Annotated in this window: 14 protein-coding genes; all 14 read left to right on the top strand. The window is 70.7% G+C overall.

The window, feature by feature from the left end; genetic code table 11:
* The first annotated feature begins 95 nt into the window (after positions 1–95).
* The 14 genes from K4B79_RS16975 (at position 96) to K4B79_RS16910 (ending at position 21444) form a co-directional block, all read left to right on the top strand.
* The gene (locus tag K4B79_RS16975; RefSeq protein WP_232027428.1) at positions 96–4334 is read left to right on the top strand and encodes an Rne/Rng family ribonuclease; all 4239 of its coding nucleotides are present in this window, start codon (positions 96–98) and stop codon (positions 4332–4334) included.
* A gap of 255 nt (positions 4335–4589) precedes the next feature.
* On the top strand, positions 4590–5657 hold the full coding sequence (locus tag K4B79_RS16970; protein WP_232027427.1) for a glucose-1-phosphate thymidylyltransferase: 1068 nt from the start codon (positions 4590–4592) through the stop codon (positions 5655–5657).
* Entirely contained in the window at positions 5654–6652 is a 999-nt protein-coding gene (gene rfbB / locus K4B79_RS16965; protein WP_232027426.1) for a dTDP-glucose 4,6-dehydratase, read from the top strand. The genes K4B79_RS16970 and rfbB overlap by 4 nt, the downstream gene beginning before the upstream one ends.
* 134 nt (positions 6653–6786) lie before the next feature.
* Entirely contained in the window at positions 6787–7710 is a 924-nt protein-coding gene (gene rfbD, locus K4B79_RS16960; RefSeq protein ID WP_232027425.1) for a dTDP-4-dehydrorhamnose reductase, read from the top strand.
* Positions 7707–9707, top strand: a complete 2001-nt coding sequence (locus K4B79_RS16955) for a glycosyltransferase family 2 protein (RefSeq protein WP_232027423.1) — start codon at positions 7707–7709, stop codon at positions 9705–9707. Before rfbD ends, K4B79_RS16955 begins: the two co-directional genes overlap by 4 nt.
* Positions 9708–9717: 10 nt before the next feature.
* Complete coding sequence (gene rfbC, locus K4B79_RS16950; RefSeq protein ID WP_232027421.1) at positions 9718–10311, top strand: dTDP-4-dehydrorhamnose 3,5-epimerase; 594 nt, start codon at positions 9718–9720, stop codon at positions 10309–10311.
* A 179-nt stretch (positions 10312–10490) separates the two neighbouring features.
* The gene (gene rplU, locus K4B79_RS16945) at positions 10491–10811 is read left to right on the top strand and encodes a 50S ribosomal protein L21 (protein ID WP_007381993.1); all 321 of its coding nucleotides are present in this window, start codon (positions 10491–10493) and stop codon (positions 10809–10811) included.
* 14 nt (positions 10812–10825) lie between these two features.
* Positions 10826–11080 (top strand): 50S ribosomal protein L27, encoded by a 255-nt coding sequence (rpmA, locus tag K4B79_RS16940; RefSeq protein ID WP_007381992.1) that lies wholly within the window; start codon positions 10826–10828, stop codon positions 11078–11080.
* A gap of 104 nt (positions 11081–11184) precedes the next feature.
* Positions 11185–12624 (top strand): GTPase ObgE, encoded by a 1440-nt coding sequence (gene obgE / locus K4B79_RS16935; RefSeq protein WP_232027419.1) that lies wholly within the window; start codon positions 11185–11187, stop codon positions 12622–12624.
* Positions 12625–12776: 152 nt separating this feature from the next.
* Complete coding sequence (locus tag K4B79_RS16930; protein WP_232027417.1) at positions 12777–14417, top strand: FG-GAP-like repeat-containing protein; 1641 nt, start codon at positions 12777–12779, stop codon at positions 14415–14417.
* A 166-nt stretch (positions 14418–14583) separates the two neighbouring features.
* On the top strand, positions 14584–16134 hold the full coding sequence (locus K4B79_RS16925; protein WP_232027416.1) for an alkaline phosphatase D family protein: 1551 nt from the start codon (positions 14584–14586) through the stop codon (positions 16132–16134).
* 119 nt (positions 16135–16253) lie between these two features.
* Complete coding sequence (locus K4B79_RS16920; RefSeq protein ID WP_232027415.1) at positions 16254–17447, top strand: hypothetical protein; 1194 nt, start codon at positions 16254–16256, stop codon at positions 17445–17447.
* A gap of 227 nt (positions 17448–17674) precedes the next feature.
* A complete protein-coding gene (locus K4B79_RS16915; protein WP_232027414.1) occupies positions 17675–19174 on the top strand; it encodes a bifunctional cytidylyltransferase/SDR family oxidoreductase in 1500 nt (499 codons plus the stop codon).
* Positions 19175–19332: 158 nt separating this feature from the next.
* On the top strand, positions 19333–21444 hold the full coding sequence (locus K4B79_RS16910) for a CDP-glycerol glycerophosphotransferase family protein (protein ID WP_232027413.1): 2112 nt from the start codon (positions 19333–19335) through the stop codon (positions 21442–21444).
* Positions 21445–21593: the final 149 nt, after the last annotated feature.

The raw sequence follows: 21593 nt of genomic DNA, 5'->3' as shown, positions 1-21593 counted from the left end.
ACGGCGGCACCGCGCACAGCGCGAGCCGCGGACGTCACCGGCATTCTCGCCGGACCAGGCGCGGCGCCCGGGAGCCTGACGGGAGAAAAGCCCGCATGCTCGAACCGACCGAACCCACTGAGTCCACATTGGGCTCCGAACCGAACACTCCCAGCGACACCCTGCCGCCGCGTCGTCGGCGCCGTGCCGCTTCCCGGCCGGCGGGTCCGCCGGTCGCCGCCGCCGACGTACCCGAGGAGACGGTCGCGCCGGCCATACCGGCCGCCGACGCCGAGGATCTCGTGACCGAAGCGGTCGCCGACGAGACCGTCGACGAGGACACGGACGCGGATCAGGACAAGGACCAGGGCGTCGAGGGCATCGAGAGTGCCGCCGACGCCGAGGAGACCGCGGTGGCCGTCGAGGCCGCTCCCGCCGGTCGTCCGCGCAGGCGGGCCACGCGCCGCGCTTCCGCGCCCGCCGGACCGGCCGCGACGGTCGAGACCGCCGAGACGGTCGTGCCCGTGACGGCCGCCGCCGATGCCGGTGAGCAGGCCGAGCCTGTCGGGCCCGCCGACAACGCCGGGACTCCCGAGATCGGCGAGGCCGAGGACGCCGCTCCGCGTCGTACGCGTCGGCGTGCCACCCGTCGGGTGACCGCGCCCGCCGCTGCCGCCGAGACCGCCGAAGCGGCCGAGAAGCCCGAGAAGGCCGAGGTGGCTGACGAGACCGTCGTCGAGGCCGCTGCTCCCGCCCCGGCCGAGGAGGCCGCTCCCGCCGGCCGTGCGCGTCGGCGGTCCACCCGTCGTGCCACCGCGCCCACGGGCGCGCCGCAGGCCGCCGCCGACGAGACCGTCGAGGCCGCTCAGGCCGCCCGGACCGCCGAGAACGCGGGTGAGCCGGTGGACGTACCGGCGGGGACCGCCGAGGTCGCCGAGACCGAGGCCGAGGACGCCGCTCCGCGTCGTACGCGTCGGCGTGCCACCCGTCGGGTGACCGCGCCCGCCGAGACGCCCGCGGCGAGCGGTGCCGGCGTCACTTCCGAGTCGGCCGAGGAGGCCGTGGTGACCAGCACCCCCGAGACCGAAGCCCCGGCGGCGCCCGCCGCCGAGGCCCCCGCCGCCGAGGCGTCCGTCGAGGACGCGGCCCCGCGGCGGCGTCGCCGGGCCGTGCGCAAGGCCGCCACCGGGTTCGCCGCGCCCGCGCGGTCGGCCGGTGGCGCGGACGCCGGGGACGACGACGCCCCGCGTCGGCCGGCGCGTCCGGCCATGGCCGTGTTCCAGGCGCCCGTCTTCACCGAGCCGCAGTTCCAGACGCCCGAGCGGGCGGCCGCCGAGGCCGCCGCGGTGACGGTGCCGGAAGAGGCCGAAGAGCCGGAAGCGGTCGAGGAGACCGAGGAGTTCGCCGAGGAACAGGGTGCCTCGCGCCGCAGGCGCCGGCGCCGGGGCGGGCAGGAGCCCGAGGCCCGGCCCGCCGCCGAGACCGTCGTCGAGGAAGAGCCCGAGGACGCCGAGGAGGCCGAGGACGCGGCCGACGACGAGACCGAGGAGACCGGCTCGCGCCGCCGTCGCCGCCGGGGCGGCCGTCGCCGCCGTCGGGGCGACTCCGCCGACGGCGAGTCGAGCGAGGGCCAGGAGGCCGACGGCGACGAGTTCGCAGCGCAGACCGCCCAGGACGCCGAGGACACGGCCGAGCAGGCCGAGGAGGACGCCGAGGACGGCGAGGACGAGGACGAGCACGAGGAGTCCGGCGGGTCCGGATCCAGCAGCAGCCGTCGGCGCCGGCGGCGTCGCCGTCGCGCCGGTGACACCGCCGTCGACGCCGAGCCCGGCGACGGCGACCCCGAGCGCACGGTCGTCAAGGTCCGCGAGCCCCGGCCCGCCCGGGACCGGGCTGCCGAGGCGTCCGACGAGGTGCAGTCCATCAAGGGCTCGACCCGCCTGGAGGCCAAGAAGCAGCGCCGCCGGGAAGGCCGCGAGCAGGGCCGGCGCCGCGTGCCGATCATCACCGAGGCCGAGTTCCTGGCCCGGCGCGAGGCCGTCGAGCGTGTGATGGTCGTCCGCCAGTACGGCGACCGTACGCAGATCGGCGTCCTGGAGGACGGCGTGCTCGTCGAGCACTACGTCAACAAGGAGCAGTCCACCTCCTACGTCGGCAACGTCTACCTGGGCAAGGTCCAGAACGTGCTGCCGTCGATGGAGGCCGCCTTCATCGACATCGGCAAGGGCCGCAACGCCGTCCTGTACGCCGGTGAGGTCAACTTCGAGGCGCTCGGCATGGCCAACGGGCCGCGCCGCATCGAGTCCGCCCTCAAGTCCGGCCAGTCGGTGCTCGTCCAGGTCACCAAGGACCCGATCGGACACAAGGGCGCCCGTCTGACCAGCCAGGTCTCCCTGCCGGGCCGCTACCTCGTGTACGTCCCCGAGGGCTCCATGACCGGCATCAGCCGCAAGCTGCCCGACACCGAGCGGGCCCGGCTGAAGACCATCCTCAAGAAGATCGTCCCCGAGGACGCGGGCGTCATCGTGCGCACCGCCGCCGAGGGCGCGAGCGAGGACGAGCTGCGCCGTGACGTCGAGCGGCTCCAGGGGCAGTGGGAGGACATCCAGAAGAAGTCGCGGAACGGCGGCAGCTCCAACGCGCCGACGCTGCTGTACGGCGAGCCGGACATGACCGTCCGAGTCGTCCGCGACATCTTCAACGAGGACTTCACCAAGGTCGTCGTCAGCGGCGAGGACGCCTGGGAGACCATCCACGGATACGTCTCGCACGTCGCGCCCGATCTGGCCGACCGGCTGTCGAAGTGGACCTCCGAGGTCGACGTCTTCGCCACCTACCGGATCGACGAGCAGCTCGCCAAGGCGCTGGACCGCAAGGTCTGGCTGCCCAGCGGCGGTTCGCTGGTGATCGACCGGACCGAGGCGATGGTCGTCGTCGACGTCAACACCGGCAAGTTCACCGGCCAGGGCGGCAACCTGGAGGAGACGGTCACCAGGAACAACCTGGAGGCGGCCGAGGAGATCGTGCGTCAGCTGCGGCTGCGCGACCTCGGCGGCATCATCGTCATCGACTTCATCGACATGGTGCTGGAGTCCAACCGGGACCTGGTGCTGCGGCGCCTGCTGGAGTGCCTGGGCCGGGACCGGACCAAGCACCAGGTCGCCGAGGTCACCTCGCTGGGCCTGGTCCAGATGACCCGTAAGCGGGTCGGCCAGGGCCTGCTGGAGTCCTTCTCCGAGACCTGCGTCCACTGCAACGGCCGCGGTGTCATCGTCCACATGGAGCAGCCGTCCTCCGCCGGAGGCGGTGGCAAGCGGCGCAAGCGCGGCCGCGGCGGCGACGGGCATGTCCACGAGCACGAGGCGGCAGTGGAGAGCGCCGAGGCCGTCGAGGAGACCGCGGAGGAAGTGGCCGCCGAGGTCGCCGAGCCCATGGCGCTCGCCGAGCCCGACTTCGTGCCCGACGAGGAGCTGTACAGCAGCGTCGCCGAGGCGGAGGCCGCGGCCGGCCGTGGCCGTACCCGGCGCCGGGCGAGCCGTCGGGCGTCCGCCCCGGCAGGGGCTCCGAACCGGGAGGACCGGCGCGACGACAAGCGTGATGACAAGCGCGAGGACCGCCGTGACGACAAGCGCGACGAGCGGCGTGCGGACAAGCGCGCCGCCAGGCGCGAGGAGGCGCAGGCCGAGGCCCCGGCCGAGGTTCCCACGGCTCAGGACGTGACGGCCGAGGACGAGATCACCCGTCCGGTCCAGCCGGAGCCGGCCGCGGTCGCCCAGGCCGAGCCCGTCGCCGCCGAGGACCCGGTGGTCGAGGCCCCGGCCGCCGAGGAGGCGGCCCCCAAGGGCCGTACGCGCCGTCGGGCCACCCGCAAGGTCTCCGCGCCGGCCGGTTCCCCGGCGGGTGCCGAGGCGGCCGTGGTGACGGTCGCCGAGACCGCGCCGGCCGCCGAGCCGCAGGCCGAGCAGGCTCCGGAGCCGCAGCCGGAGACCCCGGCCGAGGCGCCCGCCGAGAGCGCCGCCCCGGCTCGCCCGAGGCGTCGCGCCGTGCGCAAGGCCACCGCGCCCACCGCGCCCGAGGAGGCGGCCGTCGTGGTCGTCCCCGCGGCCACCGCCGACGAGGCCCCGGCCGCCGAGGCGCCCGCCGAGGACGCGGTTCCGGCCAAGAAGACGGCCCGCAAGACGGCCAAGAAGGCCACGGCGAAGAAGGCCGCCACCAAGAAGACGGCGGCCAAGAAGACAGCGGCGAAGAAGACCGCCGCGAAGAAGACGACCGCCAAGAAGGCGGCCGCGAAGAAGACGGTGGCGGCCGAGCAGCAGTCGGCGCCGTCCGTCTCGACCACGGCGGACGAGGCCTGACGCCCCACGCCGTGACATACGTGATCCGCCCCCGGTCCATCGGACCGGGGGCGGATCACGTTTTTCTCACGGATCGTGATTCTTTGCGTTTCGCTTACAACCCCGGTGGCCTGGAGACCGTCTTACGGGTGTCGAATGTGCGAACGATCCGTGAATCGACGTTCCGCCGTCGCGGTTATGATGTGAGCCGAGATAGTCGGCAAATTCATACAGCGGGGTTACATCCCCCTATAGGACAGTATTGGGGCACATCAGGTGAAGGCACTCGTGCTCTCCGGGGGAGCGGGTACCCGCCTCCGCCCGATCACCCACACCTCCGCCAAGCAGCTGGTGCCGGTCGCCAACAAGCCCGTGCTCTTCTACGGCCTGGAAGCGATCGCGGACGCCGGGATCAGCGAGGTCGGCATCGTCGTCGGCGACACCGCCGACGAGATCCGCGAGGCGGTCGGCGACGGCTCCCAGTTCGGGATCAAGGTCACCTACATCCCGCAGGAAGCACCGCTGGGCCTCGCCCACGCCGTCCTCATCGCGCAGGACTTCCTCGGTGACGACGACTTCGTCATGTACCTCGGCGACAACTTCATCGTCGGTGGCATCACCGGTCTGGTGGAGGAGTTCCGCGCGGAGCGGCCCGACGCCCAGATCCTGCTGACCCGGGTCCCCAACCCCACCTCCTTCGGCGTCGCCGAACTCGACGGCGCAGGCCGGGTGGTGGGCCTGGAGGAGAAGCCGAAGCAGCCCAAGAGTGACCTCGCGCTGGTCGGTGTCTACCTGTTCACCCCGGCCATCCACGAGGCGGTCCGCTCCATCGAGCCCTCCTGGCGCGGCGAGCTGGAGATCACGCACGCCATCCAGTGGCTGATCGACGACAAGCGCGACGTCCGCTCCACCACCATCTCCGGCTACTGGAAGGACACCGGCAACGTCACCGACATGCTGGAGGTCAACCGGTCGGTCCTGGAGACCGTGGAGCCGGTGACCGAGGGCACGGTCGACGAGGCCAGCGAGATCATCGGCCGAGTCCGGATCGAGGCGGGCGCGCGGGTCAGTGGCAGCCGTATCGTCGGGCCTGCCATCATCGGTGCCGGCACGGTGGTCAACGACGCGTACATCGGCCCCTTCACGTCCGTGTCGGAGGACTGCCGGATCGAGGACAGCGAGATCGAGTACTCGATCGTGCTGCGCGGCTCGTCCGTGACCGGTGTGCGCCGGGTGGAGGCCTCGCTCATCGGACGCGATGTCGAAGTCACGCCCGCCCCCCGTAACCCCAAGGCCCACCGGCTCGTGCTCGGTGATCACAGCAAGGTGCAGATATCTTCATGACAACCCCCGCCACTCGGATCCTGGTGACCGGCGGTGCCGGTTTCATCGGCTCGCACTACGTCCGTACCGTGCTCGGCCCCGAAGGCCCCGGTGACGTCTCGATCACCGTCCTGGACAAGCTGACGTACGCGGGCAACCCGGCCAACCTCGACGAGGTGCGCGAGCACCCGGGCTTCGCCTTCGTGCAGGGCGACATCTGCGACCCGGAGCTGGTCGGCAAGCTGATGGCCGAGCACGACCAGGTCGTCCACTTCGCCGCCGAGTCCCACGTCGACCGTTCCATCGACGGTGGCGCGGAGTTCGTGCGCACCAACGTGGTCGGCACGCACACGCTGATCGACGCCGCGCACCGGACGGGCATCAAGACCTTCGTGCACATCTCCACCGACGAGGTCTACGGCTCGATCGACGAGGGCTCCTGGCCCGAGACGCACCCGCTGGAGCCCAACTCGCCGTACTCCTCGGCGAAGGCCTCCAGCGACCTGATCGCGCTGTCGTACCACCGCACCCACGGCCTGGACGTGCGCGTCACCCGCTGCTCCAACAACTACGGGCACCACCACTTCCCCGAGAAGGTCATCCCGCTCTTCGTGACCAACCTCCTCGACGGCAAGAAGGTCCCGCTGTACGGCGACGGCGGCAACGTCCGCGACTGGCTGCACATCGACGACCACGTCCAGGGCATCGAGCTGGTCCGCACCAAGGGCCGCGCCGGCGAGGTCTACAACATCGGCGGCGGCACCGAGCTCTCCAACAAGGAGCTCACCGGGCTGCTGCTGGAGGCGTGCGGCGCCGACTGGGAGACCAGCGTCGAGTACGTCACCGACCGCAAGGGCCACGACCGCCGCTACTCGGTGGACTGCACGAAGATTCGCGAGGAACTCGGCTACGAGCCCCGCAAGAGCTTCGAGCAGGGTCTGGCGGAAACGGTGCAGTGGTACCGCGACAACCGTGCATGGTGGGAACCGCTGAAGGAGCGCGCGGCCCTCGGCTGACGCGCCCCCGACTCCTCGGGCCCGGGTTCGCCCCGGGCCCGTTTGGTCGTTCTCCGCGTGCCCCCGGGTGACCGGTGATGGCCCGCGACATCCCCCACACCCGCGCCATCCTGCACAGAGGACGAGAAGAAGGCATGAACCCGATCCAGGAACAGGCAAGCGCCCCGACCGGCTGGCTGGTCACCGGGGCGGGCGGCATGCTCGGCCAGGACGTGCTGGCCGTGCTGGCCGCCGAGGGCGAGCAGGCCGTCGCGTTGGACCGCGCGGCGCTGGACCTCACCGACCCCGCGGCCGTCCAGGAGGCCCTGGAACGGCACCGGCCCGCCGTCGTCGTCAACTGCGCGGCCTGGACCGCCGTCGACGACGCCGAGAGCCGGGAGGACGAGGCGCTCGCCATCAACGGCGACGGCCCGGCCCACCTCGCCGCCGCCTGCGCCCGCACCGGCGCCGTCCTGCTCCATGTCTCCACCGACTACGTGTTCGCCGGTGACGCCGAGGAACCGTACGCCGAGGACGCCCCCACCGCCCCCCGCAGCGCCTACGGCCGCACCAAGCTGGCCGGCGAGCAGGCCGTCCTGAAGACGCTGCCGGAGCACGGCTACGTGGTCCGCACGGCCTGGCTGTACGGCGCGGGCGGCCCCAACTTCGTCCGTACGATGATCAAGCTGGAGGGCGTCAAGGACACCCTGGACGTCGTGGACGACCAGCGCGGCCAGCCCACCTGGAGCGCCGACCTGGCCGGACTGCTGCTGGCCCTGGGCCGCGGCGCCCTGGCCGGTACCGCCCCGGCCGGGATCTACCACGGCACCAGCTCCGGCGAGACCACCTGGTACGGCTTCACCCGGGAGATCTTCTCGCTCCTCGGCACCGACCCGGACCGGGTCCGCCCCACCACCAGCGAGGCGTTCGTACGCCCCGCCCCCCGACCCGCCTACAGCGTCCTCGGTCACGGCCGGTTCGCCGAGGCCGGCATCGAGCCGCTGCGCGACTGGCGCGCGGCCCTCACCGAGGCCTTCCCGGAGATCCACCGGGTCCAGACGAAGGAGAACACGGCGTGACACTCAAGGTCAGCGTCGTCATCGCGGTCTACAACCCCGGCAAGTACGTCGAGGACTGCATCACGGGCCTGCTGCGGCAGAGCCTCACCCCCGACGAGTTCGAGGTCTTCTTCGTCAACGACGGCTCCACCGACGAGACCCCGGCCCGCCTGGACCAGCTCGCGGCCGAGCACCCGCACTTCCACGTCATCCACCAGGAGTCCTCCGGCTGGTCGGGCAAGCCCCGCAACACCGGTATCGCGGCCGCCCAAGGCGAGTACGTGATGTTCGTCGACCACGACGACTGGCTCGGCGACGAGGCCCTTGAGCGGATGTACGAGTACGGCAAGGCCAACGAGGCCGACGTCGTCGTAGGAAAGATGGCCGGGATCGGCCGGCCGGTCCCGCAGGAGCTGTTCCGGGTCAACCGGCCCAAGGCCACGGTCGCGAACGCGCCGTTGATCGACAGCCTCACCCCGCACAAGATGTTCCGGCGGGAGTTCCTCAACGAGCACGACATCCGCTTCAAGGAGGGGCGCCGCCGGCTGGAGGACCACGTCTTCGTCGTGGAGACCTACCTGCGGGCGAAGAACGTCTCCGTGCTCGGCGACTACCTGTGCTACTACCACATCACCCGGGACGACGGCTCCAACGCCGGCTTCCAGCGCTTCGACCCGGTCGGCTACTTCACGAACCTCCGTGAGGCTCTCGACGTGGTCGAGGAACTCACCGAGCCGGGTGCCGTCCGCGACAAGCTCTACAGCCGCTGGCTGCGCAACGAGATGGTGGAGCGACTGCGCGGCAACCGGCTCCTGAAGCTCCCCGAGGACTACGCCGAGGAGCTGTACCGCGAGATCCGCGGTGTCGTCACCGAGCGCTTCGGGCCGGGCGTGTTCGCCAAGGTCGCCCCCACCCAGCGCGTGGTGGCCGGGCTCATCGCCGCCGACCACTACGAGGACATCCGCGCCCTCGCCCGCTGGGAGGCCGGGATCAAGCCCACCGGCAGCCTGGACTCCCTGGCCTGGGAGAAGGGCGCGCTGACCGTCGGCTTCACCTCCGAGTACCAGGTAGACGGCGAGCCGATGACCTTCCGCCGGGAGGGCGAGCGCGACCTGCTCGACCTGCCGCTCTCGGAGGAGGCACTGAAGGCGCTGGCCGACCAGAAGATCACCCTGGACGCCCCCGTCGGCAAGAGCGACGTGGACCTGGTGGCCCGGCACCGCGAGGACGCCACGCAGTACTACCTCCCGGTCGACTGCGAACTGCACCGCGTGGAGGCCGAGGACGGCACCTTCCGGCTCCGGATCACCGCCCGCGCGGTCCTCGACCCGGAGACCGCGGCGGCGGGCAAGCCGCTCGGCAAGGGCATCTGGGACCTCCACCTGCGCATCAAGTCCTGCGGCTGGAGCAAGGAGACCCGGCTCGGCGCGGTGCGCGGCGAGGACGTGGAGGCCCAGCGCATGGCCGCGCTCACCGGCGAGCCGCGCCGGCTGGTCCTGCCGTACTGGACCGACGGACCGGGCAACCTCTCCCTCGACGTCGACCAGCACACCGGCAAGCTGGAGGGCCAGGCGGTGACCCTGATGGACCCGGCCGAGGCCGTGGTCGAGGGCTCCACCGTCCGGCTCCCGCTGCCGCTGCACCTCGCGGCGGACTCCGGCGACCCGGTCCAGCTGCGCTTCGAGCGCAAGAACGTGGGCAAGTTCCCCGCCGACGCCGTGCTGGACGGCCGGACCGTGAGCGCCCCGCTGCCGCTGGAGAAGCTGACCGGCAAGCGCTGGGCGGTCCGGATCGGTGTGCCGTCCGCGGCCCGCGGTGAGGCAAAGTGGACCCGGCTCCCGGTCGACGTGGTCGTGGCCGCCGACGGAACCGCCCGGGTGATCGACCGGCACACCGCGCCGGCGAAGCCCGGCGCGAAGAAGGCGGCCGCGCCCAAGAGGCCCGCCCAGTCGCGTCCGCTGTGGCGCCGGGCCGCCGGGCGCCTGAAGCGCGCTCTGACGAACCAGAAGAAGAGCTGAGGACTCTGTGATGCGACCTCTTTCCATCTCCGGTGCCTGGGTGCACGAGCCGAAGGTCTTCCCCGACGGCCGCGGCAGCTTCCACGAGTGGTTCAAGGCCCCGGTGTTCGCCGAGGCGGTCGGCCACCGGCTGAGCCTGGCCCAGGCCAACATGTCGGTCTCCAGCCGGGGCACCCTGCGGGGCATCCACTTCGCGGACGTGCCGCCCAGCCAGGCCAAGTACGTCAAGTGCGTGCGCGGCGCGGTCCTCGACGTGATCGTGGACATCCGGACCGGCTCGCCCACCTTCGGCCAGTGGGAGATCGTCCGCCTGGACGACCAGGACCACCACGCGGTCTACCTCTCCGAGGGTCTCGGGCACGGCTTCATGGCGCTCACCGACGACGCCACGGTGGTCTACCTGTGCTCCGAGGGCTACGCCCCCGAGCGCGAGCACGGCGTCCACCCGCTCGACCCGGCCCTCGGCATCGAGTGGCCCGCGGACGTCGTCCCGCTGCTGTCCGCCAAGGACGAGCAGGCGCCCACCCTGGCGGAGGCGGAGGCCCAGGGCCTGCTGCCGCGCTACGAGGACTGTGTGGCGTACCGGGAGAGCCTCGGCGGCTGAGGCTCGGTTTGACCGGACCTGAGCGGCCCCGTAACCTTGACCGTCGGCGTGTCCACAGGTGACACGCCACATCCCCGTAAACCTTTTCCTCCCGGGCTTTCCGGCCGGGAGAGGCCGCCTGCTCCGCCGAGCGGCTGGACTGCGGGGGTGCCGTCCCCGAGCGAGAGAGTGAGATCCGCGTGTACGCCATCGTGCGCAGCGGTGGTCGCCAGCACAAGGTTGCTGTCGGCGACATCGTTGAGGTTGACAAGATTTCCACTGCCAAGGTTGGCGACACGGTCGAGCTCTCGACCCTGCTCGTTGTCGACGGCGACGCTGTGACCAGCGACCCGTGGGTGCTGGCCGGCATCAAGGTCCAGGCCGAGGTCGTGGACCACCACAAGGGCGTCAAGATCGACATCCTTCGCTACAAGAACAAGACCGGCTACCGCCGTCGTCAGGGCCACCGCCAGCAGTACACGGCGATCAAGGTCACTGAGATCCCCGCGGCTGCGAAGTAAGGGACTGAGGAGAGATGGCACACAAGAAGGGCGCATCGTCCACCCGTAACGGTCGTGACTCCAACGCTCAGCGCCTCGGCGTGAAGCGCTTCGGTGGTCAGGTCGTCAACGCGGGCGAGATCCTGGTCCGCCAGCGCGGCACCCACTTCCACCCGGGTGCGGGCGTCGGCCGTGGCGGCGACGACACGCTGTTCGCGCTGAACGCCGGTGCGGTGGAGTTCGGCACCCACCGTGGCCGCAAGGTCGTGAACATCGTTCCGGTCGCCTGATCGGAAGCTTTCGCGAGGCGGACCTCACTTCCCTGGTGGGAAGCGGGTCCGCCTTTCGCGTGTTGGTACAAAGACAATCCCGTACGTAACTGGAGGCACATCCCATGACCACCTTCGTGGACCGCGTCGAGCTGCATGTCGCCGCGGGTAACGGAGGCCACGGCTGTGCCTCCGTCCACCGTGAGAAGTTCAAGCCGCTGGGCGGCCCCGACGGCGGCAACGGTGGGCGTGGCGGTGACGTCATCCTCACCGTCGACCAGTCCGTCACCACGCTCCTGGACTATCACCACTCCCCGCACCGCAAGGCCACCAACGGCAAGCCCGGCGAGGGCGGCAACCGCTCCGGCAAGGACGGCCAGGACCTGGTCCTGCCGGTGCCGGACGGCACGGTCGTCCTGGACCGGGCTGGCAATGTCCTCGCCGACCTGGTCGGGCACGGCACCTCGTACGTCGCCGCCCAGGGCGGCCGCGGCGGGCTCGGCAACGCGGCGCTGGCCTCCGCCCGTCGCAAGGCCCCCGGCTTCGCGCTGCTCGGTGTGCCGGGCGATCTCCAGGACATCGTCCTGGAGCTGAAGACCGTCGCCGACGTGGCCCTGGTGGGCTACCCGAGCGCGGGCAAGTCCTCGCTGATCTCGGTGCTGAGTGCCGCCAAGCCGAAGATCGCCGACTACCCCTTCACCACCCTCGTCCCGAACCTGGGCGTGGTCACGGCCGGCTCGACCGTCTACACGATCGCCGACGTGCCGGGGCTCATCCCGGGCGCCAGCCAGGGCAAGGGCCTGGGCCTGGAGTTCCTGCGCCACGTCGAGCGGTGCAGCGTCCTCGTGCACGTCCTGGACACGGCCACGCTGGAGTCCGAGCGCGACCCGGTCTCCGACCTCGACGTCATCGAGGAGGAGCTGCGGCAGTACGGCGCCGGGCTCGACAAGCGGCCCCGCATGATCGTCCTGAACAAGATCGACGTCCCGGACGGCAAGGACCTCGCCGAGATGGTGCGGCCGGATCTGGAGGCGCGCGGCTACCGCGTCTTCGAGGTGTCCGCGGTGGCGCACATGGGGCTGAAGGAACTGTCGTTCGCGCTGGCCGACGTGGTCGCCAAGGCGCGGGCCGCCAAGCCCAAGGAGGAGGCGACCCGGATCGTCATCCGGCCCAAGGCCGTGGACGACGCCGGCTTCTCCGTCACGCAGGAGGAGGACGGGCTGTTCCGGGTGCGCGGCGAGAAGCCGGAGCGCTGGGTGCGGCAGACCGACTTCAGCAACGACGAGGCCGTCGGCTACCTCGCCGACCGCCTCAACCGCCTCGGTGTGGAAGAGGAGTTGATGAAGGCGGGCGCCCGCTCGGGCGACGGCGTCGCCATCGGCCCCGAGGACAACGCCGTCGTCTTCGACTGGGAGCCGACGGTCATGGCCGGCGCCGAGATGCTCGGCCGCCGCGGCGAGGACCACCGCTTCGAGGCACCCCGCCCCGCGGCCCAGCGCCGCCGGGACAAGCAGGCCGAACGGGACGAGGCGTCCCAGGAGTTCGACGATTTCGAGCCGTTCTAGAGCGCACCTCCGGTCCGGAGTGAACTCCGGGGAGAGTCCGGGCATACGGCGGGACAACCCTCTGTCCGTGCGGTGAGTCGTACGGGGCAGCAGGGAGGGGCGGTTGACCTCTTCTCTGGTCAACCGCCCCTTACTTTCCCGGAGTCGAGCCCATGAGACGTACCCTCGTCGTCGCACTCGCCCTCCTCACCGCCACCGGCCTCGCCCTGCCGACGGCCCAGGCGGCTCCCTCGGCTCCTTCGGCCCCATCAGCTCCTTCGGCTCCTTCGGCTCCTTCGGCTCCTTCGGCCCCTTCGGCTCCTTCGGCTCCTTCGGCTCCTTCGGCTCCTTCGGCTCCTTCGGCTCCTTCGGCCCCTTCGGCCACCAGGATCCAGGACGACTTCAACGGCGACGGATACGCCGACCTCGCCGTCGCGGCGCCCTCGGCGACCGTGGGCGGCAGGGCGCAGGCCGGATACGTCGCCGTGCAGTACGGCAGCCGGACCGGCTGGATCGGCGGCAGCCGGAAGCTGCTCACGCAGAACAGCACCGGCGTCCCCGGCACCGCCGAGAAGGGCGACCGGTTCGGCAGCGCGCTCACCACGGCCGACCTGGACCGGGACGGATACACCGACCTGGTCGTCGGCGTCGGCGGCGAGGACACCTCCTTCGGCACCGACTCCGGCTATGTGGAGGTCGTCTGGGGCGGCGCCCGGGGCCTGTCCGGCGCCGCCTCCCTGGCCGCCGGCCGGCGCGCCCAGGACCGTCTCGGCACACAGGGCCGGCTCACCGCGGCCGACGTCCACGGCGACGGGGCGACCGACCTGGTGACCGTCCAGAACGGCCACGACCTGCGTGTCCTCAAGGGCCCTTTCGGCAGGAACGGTTCGGCCAAGGGCGAGCAGCTGGTTCCGGACAAGTACTCCAGCGCCGTCCTCGACCTGGCCGCCGGTGACATCAACGGCGACGGCATCACCGACGTCGTCGCCGCGGAGAACGACCAGAACTACTTCGACTCCCGCCGGATCGTCTACTGGTACGGCACGCGCGCCGGACTCACGCCCTACACCCTGGTCTACGACATCGACGGCGCCGGACTCCAGGGCGGCGAGAACCTCGACGTCGGGGACGTGAACCGGGACGGCTACGACGACATCGTCGTGGGCCGCACGATCGACGGCCACGACAGCGACCTCGACACCTATCTCGCCAAGGGCGGGCGGGTCGCCTGGATCCCGGGCACCGCGCAGGGGCCCGACGGGGTGAAGGCGCAGTTCCTCAACCAGTCCAGCCCGGGGGTGCCCGGCGAGCCCGAGATGGGCGACCGCTTCGGCACCGACATCCACCTCGCCGACGTCGACGGCGATGGATACCCGGACGTGGTCACCGGCGTGCCCGGCGAGGACCTGGGCACCCCGACGGACCGGGACGCCTGGCCCGACGCGGGCGCCGTCGTCGTACTGAAGGGCAGGGCCGGCGGGCTGACCGGCGCCGGTCCGTACCACCAGGTGTACACACAGAACGACAACGGTGTGCCGGGGGCCGCCGAGAAGAGCGACGTCTTCGGCCAGGCCCTGTTCACCGGCGACGCGAACCACGACGGCCTGGCCGACGTGGCCGTCGGCGCGCCCGGGGAGAACGCGAACGCCGGGTATGTGTGGGCCTTCCGGTCCCGGGCGGAGTACGTCGTGGTGCCGGGCGGTTCGCCGATCCCGTCCACCCTCGTGGGGGAGAAGGGCACCACTTCCTGGGGGAGCTCCGCCCTCGGAGTGAACGGCACGGCGGCACGACTGGGATCGAACTTCGTCGGCTGATCATCTGTCAGGCCCGTTGCGGCAAGAATGAGTTCTTGTGCCGCAACGGGTCTTTTGTTGTCTTCCTAGTTGTCATGCACGCGAGGCCTGCGGTTCAGCGGACCGTCCGTCCGCGGGCGTGAGCTTCCCAGTGTCCACGAGGCCAGAGAGGCAAGGGAGTTTGCTGATGACCGGAGCAACATCGCCCGACCGACGCCGTTTTCTGACCGCCGGTGCCGCCGTGGTCGGCGCCGCGGCCTCCGCACAGCTCTGGCTGCCGAACAGCGCGCGGGCGGCCGAGACACCGCTGCCCGACGGTGTCTTCGGCCTGGGCGTGTCCTCCGGCGACCCGCTGCCCGACGGGGTCGTGCTGTGGACGCGCCTGGCCCCGGACCCGCTCAACGGCGGCGGCATGCCCGACGCCGCGGTGCCGGTGCAGTGGGAGGTCGCCGTGGACGAACGGTTCAGAAAGGTCGTCCGCCGGGGCACCGCCCAGGCCCTGCCCGCATACGGGCACAGCGTTCACGTCGACGTACGCGGTCTGCGCGCCGGCCGTGTCTACTGGTACCGCTTCCGGGCCGGCGGCCAGATCTCCCGCACCGGCCGCACCCGCACCGCGCCGCCGGCGCACAGCACCGGCGGCCATCTGCGGGTGGCGCTGGCCTCCTGCCAGAACTGGCAGAACGGCTACTTCACGCCGTACGCCGACATGCTGGCCCAGGACCCGGACGTCGTGCTGTTCGTCGGCGACTACATCTACGAGTCGGCGCCCTCCGCGACGGCGATCCGCCGGCACGAGGGCACGGGAGAGCCGTACACCCTCACCCAGTACCGCAACCGGTACGCCCAGTACCGGCTGGACCCCGATCTCGCCGAGATCCACGCCAACGCGCCCTTCGTGGTCACCTTCGACGACCACGAGGTCGACAACGACTTCGCCGGCGATATCCCGCAGGACCCCGACAAGCAGCCGCACGACGCCTTCGTGGCCCGGCTGACCGCGGCCTACCAGGCCTACTACGAGCACATGCCGGTGCGCGCCACCGCCGTGCCGAACGGCCCGCACATCCGCATGCACCGCCGCCTCGACTTCGGCCGGCTGGCCCGCCTGAGCGTCCTGGACACCCGGCAGTTCCGCAGCGACCAGGCCACCAGCCAGGCCGGCGCCCAGAACCCCGCGCTCACCATGCTCGGCGCCGAGCAGAAGCAGTGGCTGCTCGACGGGCTGCACGGTTCACCCGCCCGCTGGAACCTCATCGCCTCGCAGATCATGATGGCCGAGACCGACCTCCAGATCGGCGAGGGCAAGCTCTGGTTCTACGACGCCTGGGACGGCTACCAGGCCGAACGCAACGCGCTCCTGGACGAGTTCCGCGAGGTCCGCAACCCGGTCGTGCTCAGCGGCGACCGCCACCTGACGATGATCAGCGACCTGAAGACGGACTACGCGAACCCGGCCTCCCAGGTCGTGGGCGCCGAGTTCGTCGGCACCTCCATCTCCAGCAACGGCGACCAGGACCTCGACGCCTTCCACCGCCAGTGGGACCCGCTGATGCCGGACAACCCGCACTGGAAGTTCATCGACGCCCACCGCGGCTACCACCTCTTCGACGTCCGCCGCGACCGCATCGACGCGCAGGTCCGGGTGGTCGACACCGTCCTCAAACCGCAGGCCGTGCCCAGCACCCTGGCCCGGCTGCGGGTGGACGCGGGCCGGCCGGGCGTCGGGCTCGTCTGACCACCGTTCAGGACCTCTGGCGCCTGCAGCACCTCGGGCACCACGGAGACCTGGGACTTATTCATGTCCCAGGTCTCTCTCACGTCAGTCTCAGGAACTCCTCTTACCGTCCTTTGACCATGGAGACGGACTGTACGAACGATGACGCCGGGGTGAACGCCGGGATCCCTCCGCTGCCCACCGGCACCCGCCTGCTGCACATCGGCCCCCACAAGACCGGCACGACCTCCATCCAGGGGGCGCTGTTCGAGGCGAAGGAGGCGATGGCCGAACGCGGTGTCGCCTTCCCGGCCGCCACCCGGCATCCGATGGAGGCCGTCCTGGCCGCCTGCGCCCGGCCGGGGATGATGGGCAACACCCGGCCCACCGAGCGGCACTGGGAGCAGCTGCTGGACCAGGTGCGCGCCGGCGGCCGGCGCACCTCGGTGATCAGCAGCGAGTTCTTCGCCGACGCCCAGGACGACGGGACGATCGCCCGCGTGGTCCAGCAGCTCGGCGGCGACCGCGTGCACGTCCTGGTCACCCTGCGCCCCCTGACGCGGATCATGCCCTCGCAGTGGCAGCAGTACGTGCAGAACGGTCTGCGCATGGGCTACGAGAACTGGCTCGACCACATGCTCAGGAAGGCCCCGTACGAGGAGCCCAACCCCAGCTTCTGGCACCGCCACCGGCACGACCGGCTGGTGGAGCGCTGGGCCCGGGTGGTCGGCCCCGGCCGGGTCACCGTCGTCGTGGTCGACGACCGCGACCGGGACGGTCTCATGCGCACCTTCGAACGGCTTCTCGGGCTGCCCGCGCATCTCCTCCAGCCCGTTCCGGACGCGGCGAACCGTTCACTCACCCTCGCCGAGACCGAAATGCTGCGGAATCTTAATAAGGAATTCCGAGGAAATGAACTACCGGAGGAGCTCTATTCGCGGCTCGTCCGATACGGCGCCGTGATGCATATGAAGAACGCGTGCACTCCCGGTCCCGGCGACGTGAAGATCCGCACTCCGCGGTGGGCCGTGGAGGCCGCCGCCGGGATCGGCGCGGACATGACGGAGCGCATCGGCGCGCTGGGCGTACGGGTGCTCGGCGATCCCGCGCTGCTGTCCGCCGTACCGGAACCGGCCGGGGAGGCGGTGCCCGCGAAGCCGCTCATCGCCCCTGAGGTGGCCGCTCAGGCGCTGTACGGAGCACTCGCCGCGGCGGCCGCGGCGCCGGTGCGGCACTCCGCGCCGGCCAGGGCGCGCGCCGTTCACCAGACGCCCTCGAAGGACCTCGTGAAGGTGCTCGGACACCGCTGTCTGAGGAGGCTGCGAAGGCGCTGACGGCCCGAACGTCACTCTCAGCAATGTCGAACACCCTGTGGAGTTACTCACAGCAATTCCGCGGGCGACCACTCCTTCGAAGGAACGTGTCTCCCCTCAATCACCAGGAGTGCAAGGTGAATGACAGGTTGCGCGCACATATGCGGTGGACAGCGCTCACCTTGCACTGCGGTAACTAAGAGTGGGACCATTTCCACGTTCCCTGTCGCCCCAAGGTAGGTCAACCTGTGTCCCAGCACATAGCCAAGCCCCGTACCACCGCAGTGATCCTGGCCGGTGGCACCGGCCAGCGGGTGGGTCTGTCGATCCCCAAGCAGCTGCTGAAGATCGCCGGCAAGGCAGTCATCGAGCACACCCTGACCACCTTCGAGAAGGCGGACTCGATCGACGACATCATCGTGCTGATGGCGCCGGGATACGTGCCCGACGTCGAGAAGATCGTCGCCAAGGCCGGGTTCCAGAAGGTCAAGAGGATCATCGAGGGGGGCTCCACCCGTAACGAGACCACCGAGCGTGCCATCGAGGCCCTGGGCGAGGGGCTGGCCGACGGCGAGGACCTGAACGTCCTCTTCCACGACGCCGTACGCCCCCTGCTCTCGCAGCGCGTCATCGACGACTGCGTCACGGCCCTGGAGCGCTTCCAGGCGGTCGACGTCGCCATCCCGTCCGCGGACACCATCATCGTGACCCGGACGCACGGCGAGGACGGCGAGTTCATCACCGAGATCCCCGACCGTTCCCGGCTGCGCCGCGGCCAGACCCCGCAGGCGTTCAAGCTGTCGACGATCAAGCGGGCCTACCAGGTCGCCGCCGGCGACCCCAACTTCCAGGCCACGGACGACTGTTCGGTCGTGCTCAAGTACCTGCCCGACGTGCCGATCCACGTCGTCGCGGGCGACGAGTACAACATGAAGGTCACTCAGCCCGTCGACGTCTTCATCGCCGACAAGCTGTTCCAGCTCGCCTCGACCGCCGCGCCCGAGCAGGTCTCCGAGGAGGCCTACCGCGAGCTGCTGACCGGCAAGACGATCGTCGTCTTCGGCGGCTCGTACGGCATCGGCAAGGACATCTGCGAAGTCGCCGAGGCCTACGGCTCGAAGGTCTACGCGCTGGGCCGCTCCACCACCGGCACCCACGTCGAGAACCCGGAGGAGGTCGACGACGCGCTCTCCAAGGCGTACGCCGAGACCGGGCGCATCGACTACGTCGTCAACACGGCGGGCGTCCTGCGCATCGGCAAGCTGGCGGAGACCGACAACGCGACCATCGAGGAAGCGCTGAAGGTCAACTACCTGGCCCCGGTGCAGATCGCCCGGTCGTCGTACAAGTACCTCGCCGAGACCAAGGGCCAGTTGCTGCTGTACACCTCCAGCAGCTACACCCGCGGTCGCGCCGAGTACAGCCTCTACTCCTCGACCAAGGCCGCCATGGTGAACCTCACCCAGGCCCTGTCCGACGAGTGGGCCGGCGACGGCATCCGGGTGAACTGCATCAACCCGGAGCGCACCGCCACCCCGATGCGCACCAAGGCCTTCGGCCAGGAGCCCGCGGGCAGCCTGCTCTCCTCCGAGGCCGTGGCCCGTACCTCGCTCGACGTGCTGCTTTCCGAGCTGACCGGACACGTCATCGACGTCCGCCAGCAGGACCCGACGGCGGCCGCCGGAAAGGCCTCCGGCTTCGAGCAGGCACTGGCCAGTGTCCTGGACCGGCAGGACGGCGTGGCATAATCAGAAACAAATAGTCTTCTGCCATTCAGGCCTCTGTGGCTGCCCGTTCACGGCGCATTCGCAGGGGCCTGAGTCCGTAAATTTTCAGAAGCGTTCACAATACTTTTTCCGGACTTTTCCGTCCTAACAACCAGCACCCCTCCCAGAGCAGGTTCTCAGTGATAACCACCGCCATTCGCGTCGCCCGGGTGGGCAGTGCGGCCGAGCTGGCCGCGGCGGTCCTCATGCTGGCGGGGTACCCCGCCATAATGGTGGCCGCGCTCGTCCCGAGCGTTCCTGCCTTCGCGGCCGCGACCGCCGTGACGTACCTTGCGGACCACTATCTGCACCGCCAGGGCAGCTATCTGATCAACCGCCTCAGCAAGGTGCGCGCCGGGCTGTCGATCCGGTTCCTGATCAGACAGCTTCTGCTCATCCTGCTGCTGGCCCGTCTGGAGCTCTCCGACAGCCTGATCTTCTACGGCGCGACCGCCTGCTTCATCGCGTTCTACGGCCTCCAGGCCCCGCACGGCGCGCTGGTCACCCTGATCCGCAACCGCCGCCGGATGCCGGTCGCCACCCGGAACGTCGACCTGGCCTCCCGCATCCGCATCCCGGACGCGCCGCCGCAGGGCCTGCTGAACCGCTCCGCGGAGAAGATGCTCCACCTCGACCTCGCGGCCGTGGTCGGCATACTCGTCTCCGCCGAGCTGGACTCGGCCGTGGCCGGCTTCATCGGCATCGCCGTCACGCTGGGCGTCGGCACCCTGTACGTCGCGGCGCTGATGCCGTACGTGCGCGGCAAGAAGATCCCGCCGAACGCGGAGCAGGTGCTGGTCGCGGTCGACGGCTGGCTGCGCGAGTACCAGCCCGAGACGGTGCTGTACTTCTCCGGCTCCAAGGACTCCGCCTACCAGGTCAACATGTGGCTGGAGACCATGGAGCAGCTGGACTCCAAGCCGCTGATCATCCTGCGCGAGCGGGTCATCCTCCAGAATCTGGCGCCCACCACGGTCCCCGTCATCTGCGTGCCCGGAGGGGTGCACCTGATGAACATGGACCTGTCCACGGTGCGCGTCGCGCTGTACGCGGCGAACGTCGGCAAGAACATCCACCTGCTGCGCGTCCCCACCATGAAGCACGTCTTCATCGGCCACGGCGACAGCGACAAGCTGGCGAGCGTCAACCCGTTCAGCAAGGTCTACGACGAGGTGTGGACCGCCGGCCGCGCGGGCCGCGACCGGTACGCCATCGCCGACGTAGGTGTCCGCGACGACGACATCGTGGAGGTCGGCCGCCCGCAGCTGGCGCCGATCCGCAGCCGCGAGGACGGTCCCGCCGCGGACCTGCCCACGGTGCTCTACGCCCCCACCTGGGAGGGCTGGGACGGCAACCCGGGCAACACCTCGCTGATGCTGGCCGGCGAGAACATCGTGAAGAAGCTGCTGAAGGCCGACCCGCCGGTCCGCGTCCTCTACAAGCCGCACCCCTTCACCGGCACGGTCCTCCCCAAGGCCGACGCCGCGCACCGGCGCATCACCGCGCTGATCGAGAAGGCCACCGCCGAGCGCGCCGCCGACGCCCGCTACACGGCCGAGACGGCCGTCCAGGAGCGGGCCAAGGCCGACCTGGCCCGGATCGAGGCCCGGCTCGCCGCGCTGGCGGGCAACGGCGGCGACAAGGGCGACGAGGCCGAGGCCACCCGCGACGGCGTGGTCGACGTGAAGAAGCACGAGGAGATCGCCCGCCTGCGCGGCGAGTGGAACGAGGCCTACTGGCGTTCCTTCCCGGAATGGGAGCACCGGGTGATCACCGGCGCCGAGCCGCGGCTGTACGACTGCTTCAACGTCTCCGACGCGATGGTCTCCGACATCTCGTCGGTGGTCTCCGACTTCATCGCGAGCGGCAAGCCGTACGCCGTCACGGACTCCGCCGAGCTGGGCGTGGAGGAGTTCAAGCGGCAGAACACCGCCGTGCGCGCGGCCACCATCCTGTCCAACAGCGCCGCCGAGCTGGGCGGGCTGCTCGACGCCGTGCGCGAGCCGGCCAAGGACCCGCTGGCGGCGGACCGCGGCGAGCTCAAGCGGTATCTGCTGGGCCCGGACGAGCCCACCTCCATCGAGCAGTTCAACACCGCGGTGGCGAACCTCGCGATCAAGGCCGAGGCGCGCAACGTCGGCCAGGAGTCACGGGCCGCCGCAGCCGCGGAGTCCGAGGGCGAGCTGGCGGAGGCGATGCCCGTGCAGCGGGGGTCGGGGCCGTCCGGTGAGGCGGACGGCGTGGGCGCCTGACGGAGTCCGTGCCAGGAAGGGCCCGGTTGTCGAGGAGTGATCCTCGAAAACCGGGCCCTTTTCCGTATGACTACGCGTACGCGAGACGAGTACGCGTGCGCGAGCGCGCGTGAGGTGAGTCACGAACCGGTCCCGCCCGAGCAACCGGT

The sequence above is a fragment of the Streptomyces lincolnensis genome, assembly GCF_021173675.1.
GTDB lineage: Bacteria > Actinomycetota > Actinomycetes > Streptomycetales > Streptomycetaceae > Streptomyces > Streptomyces lincolnensis_B.
The sequence above is the reverse complement of the archived record's forward strand: the minus strand, read 5'-3'. Positions and strand labels throughout refer to the sequence as shown.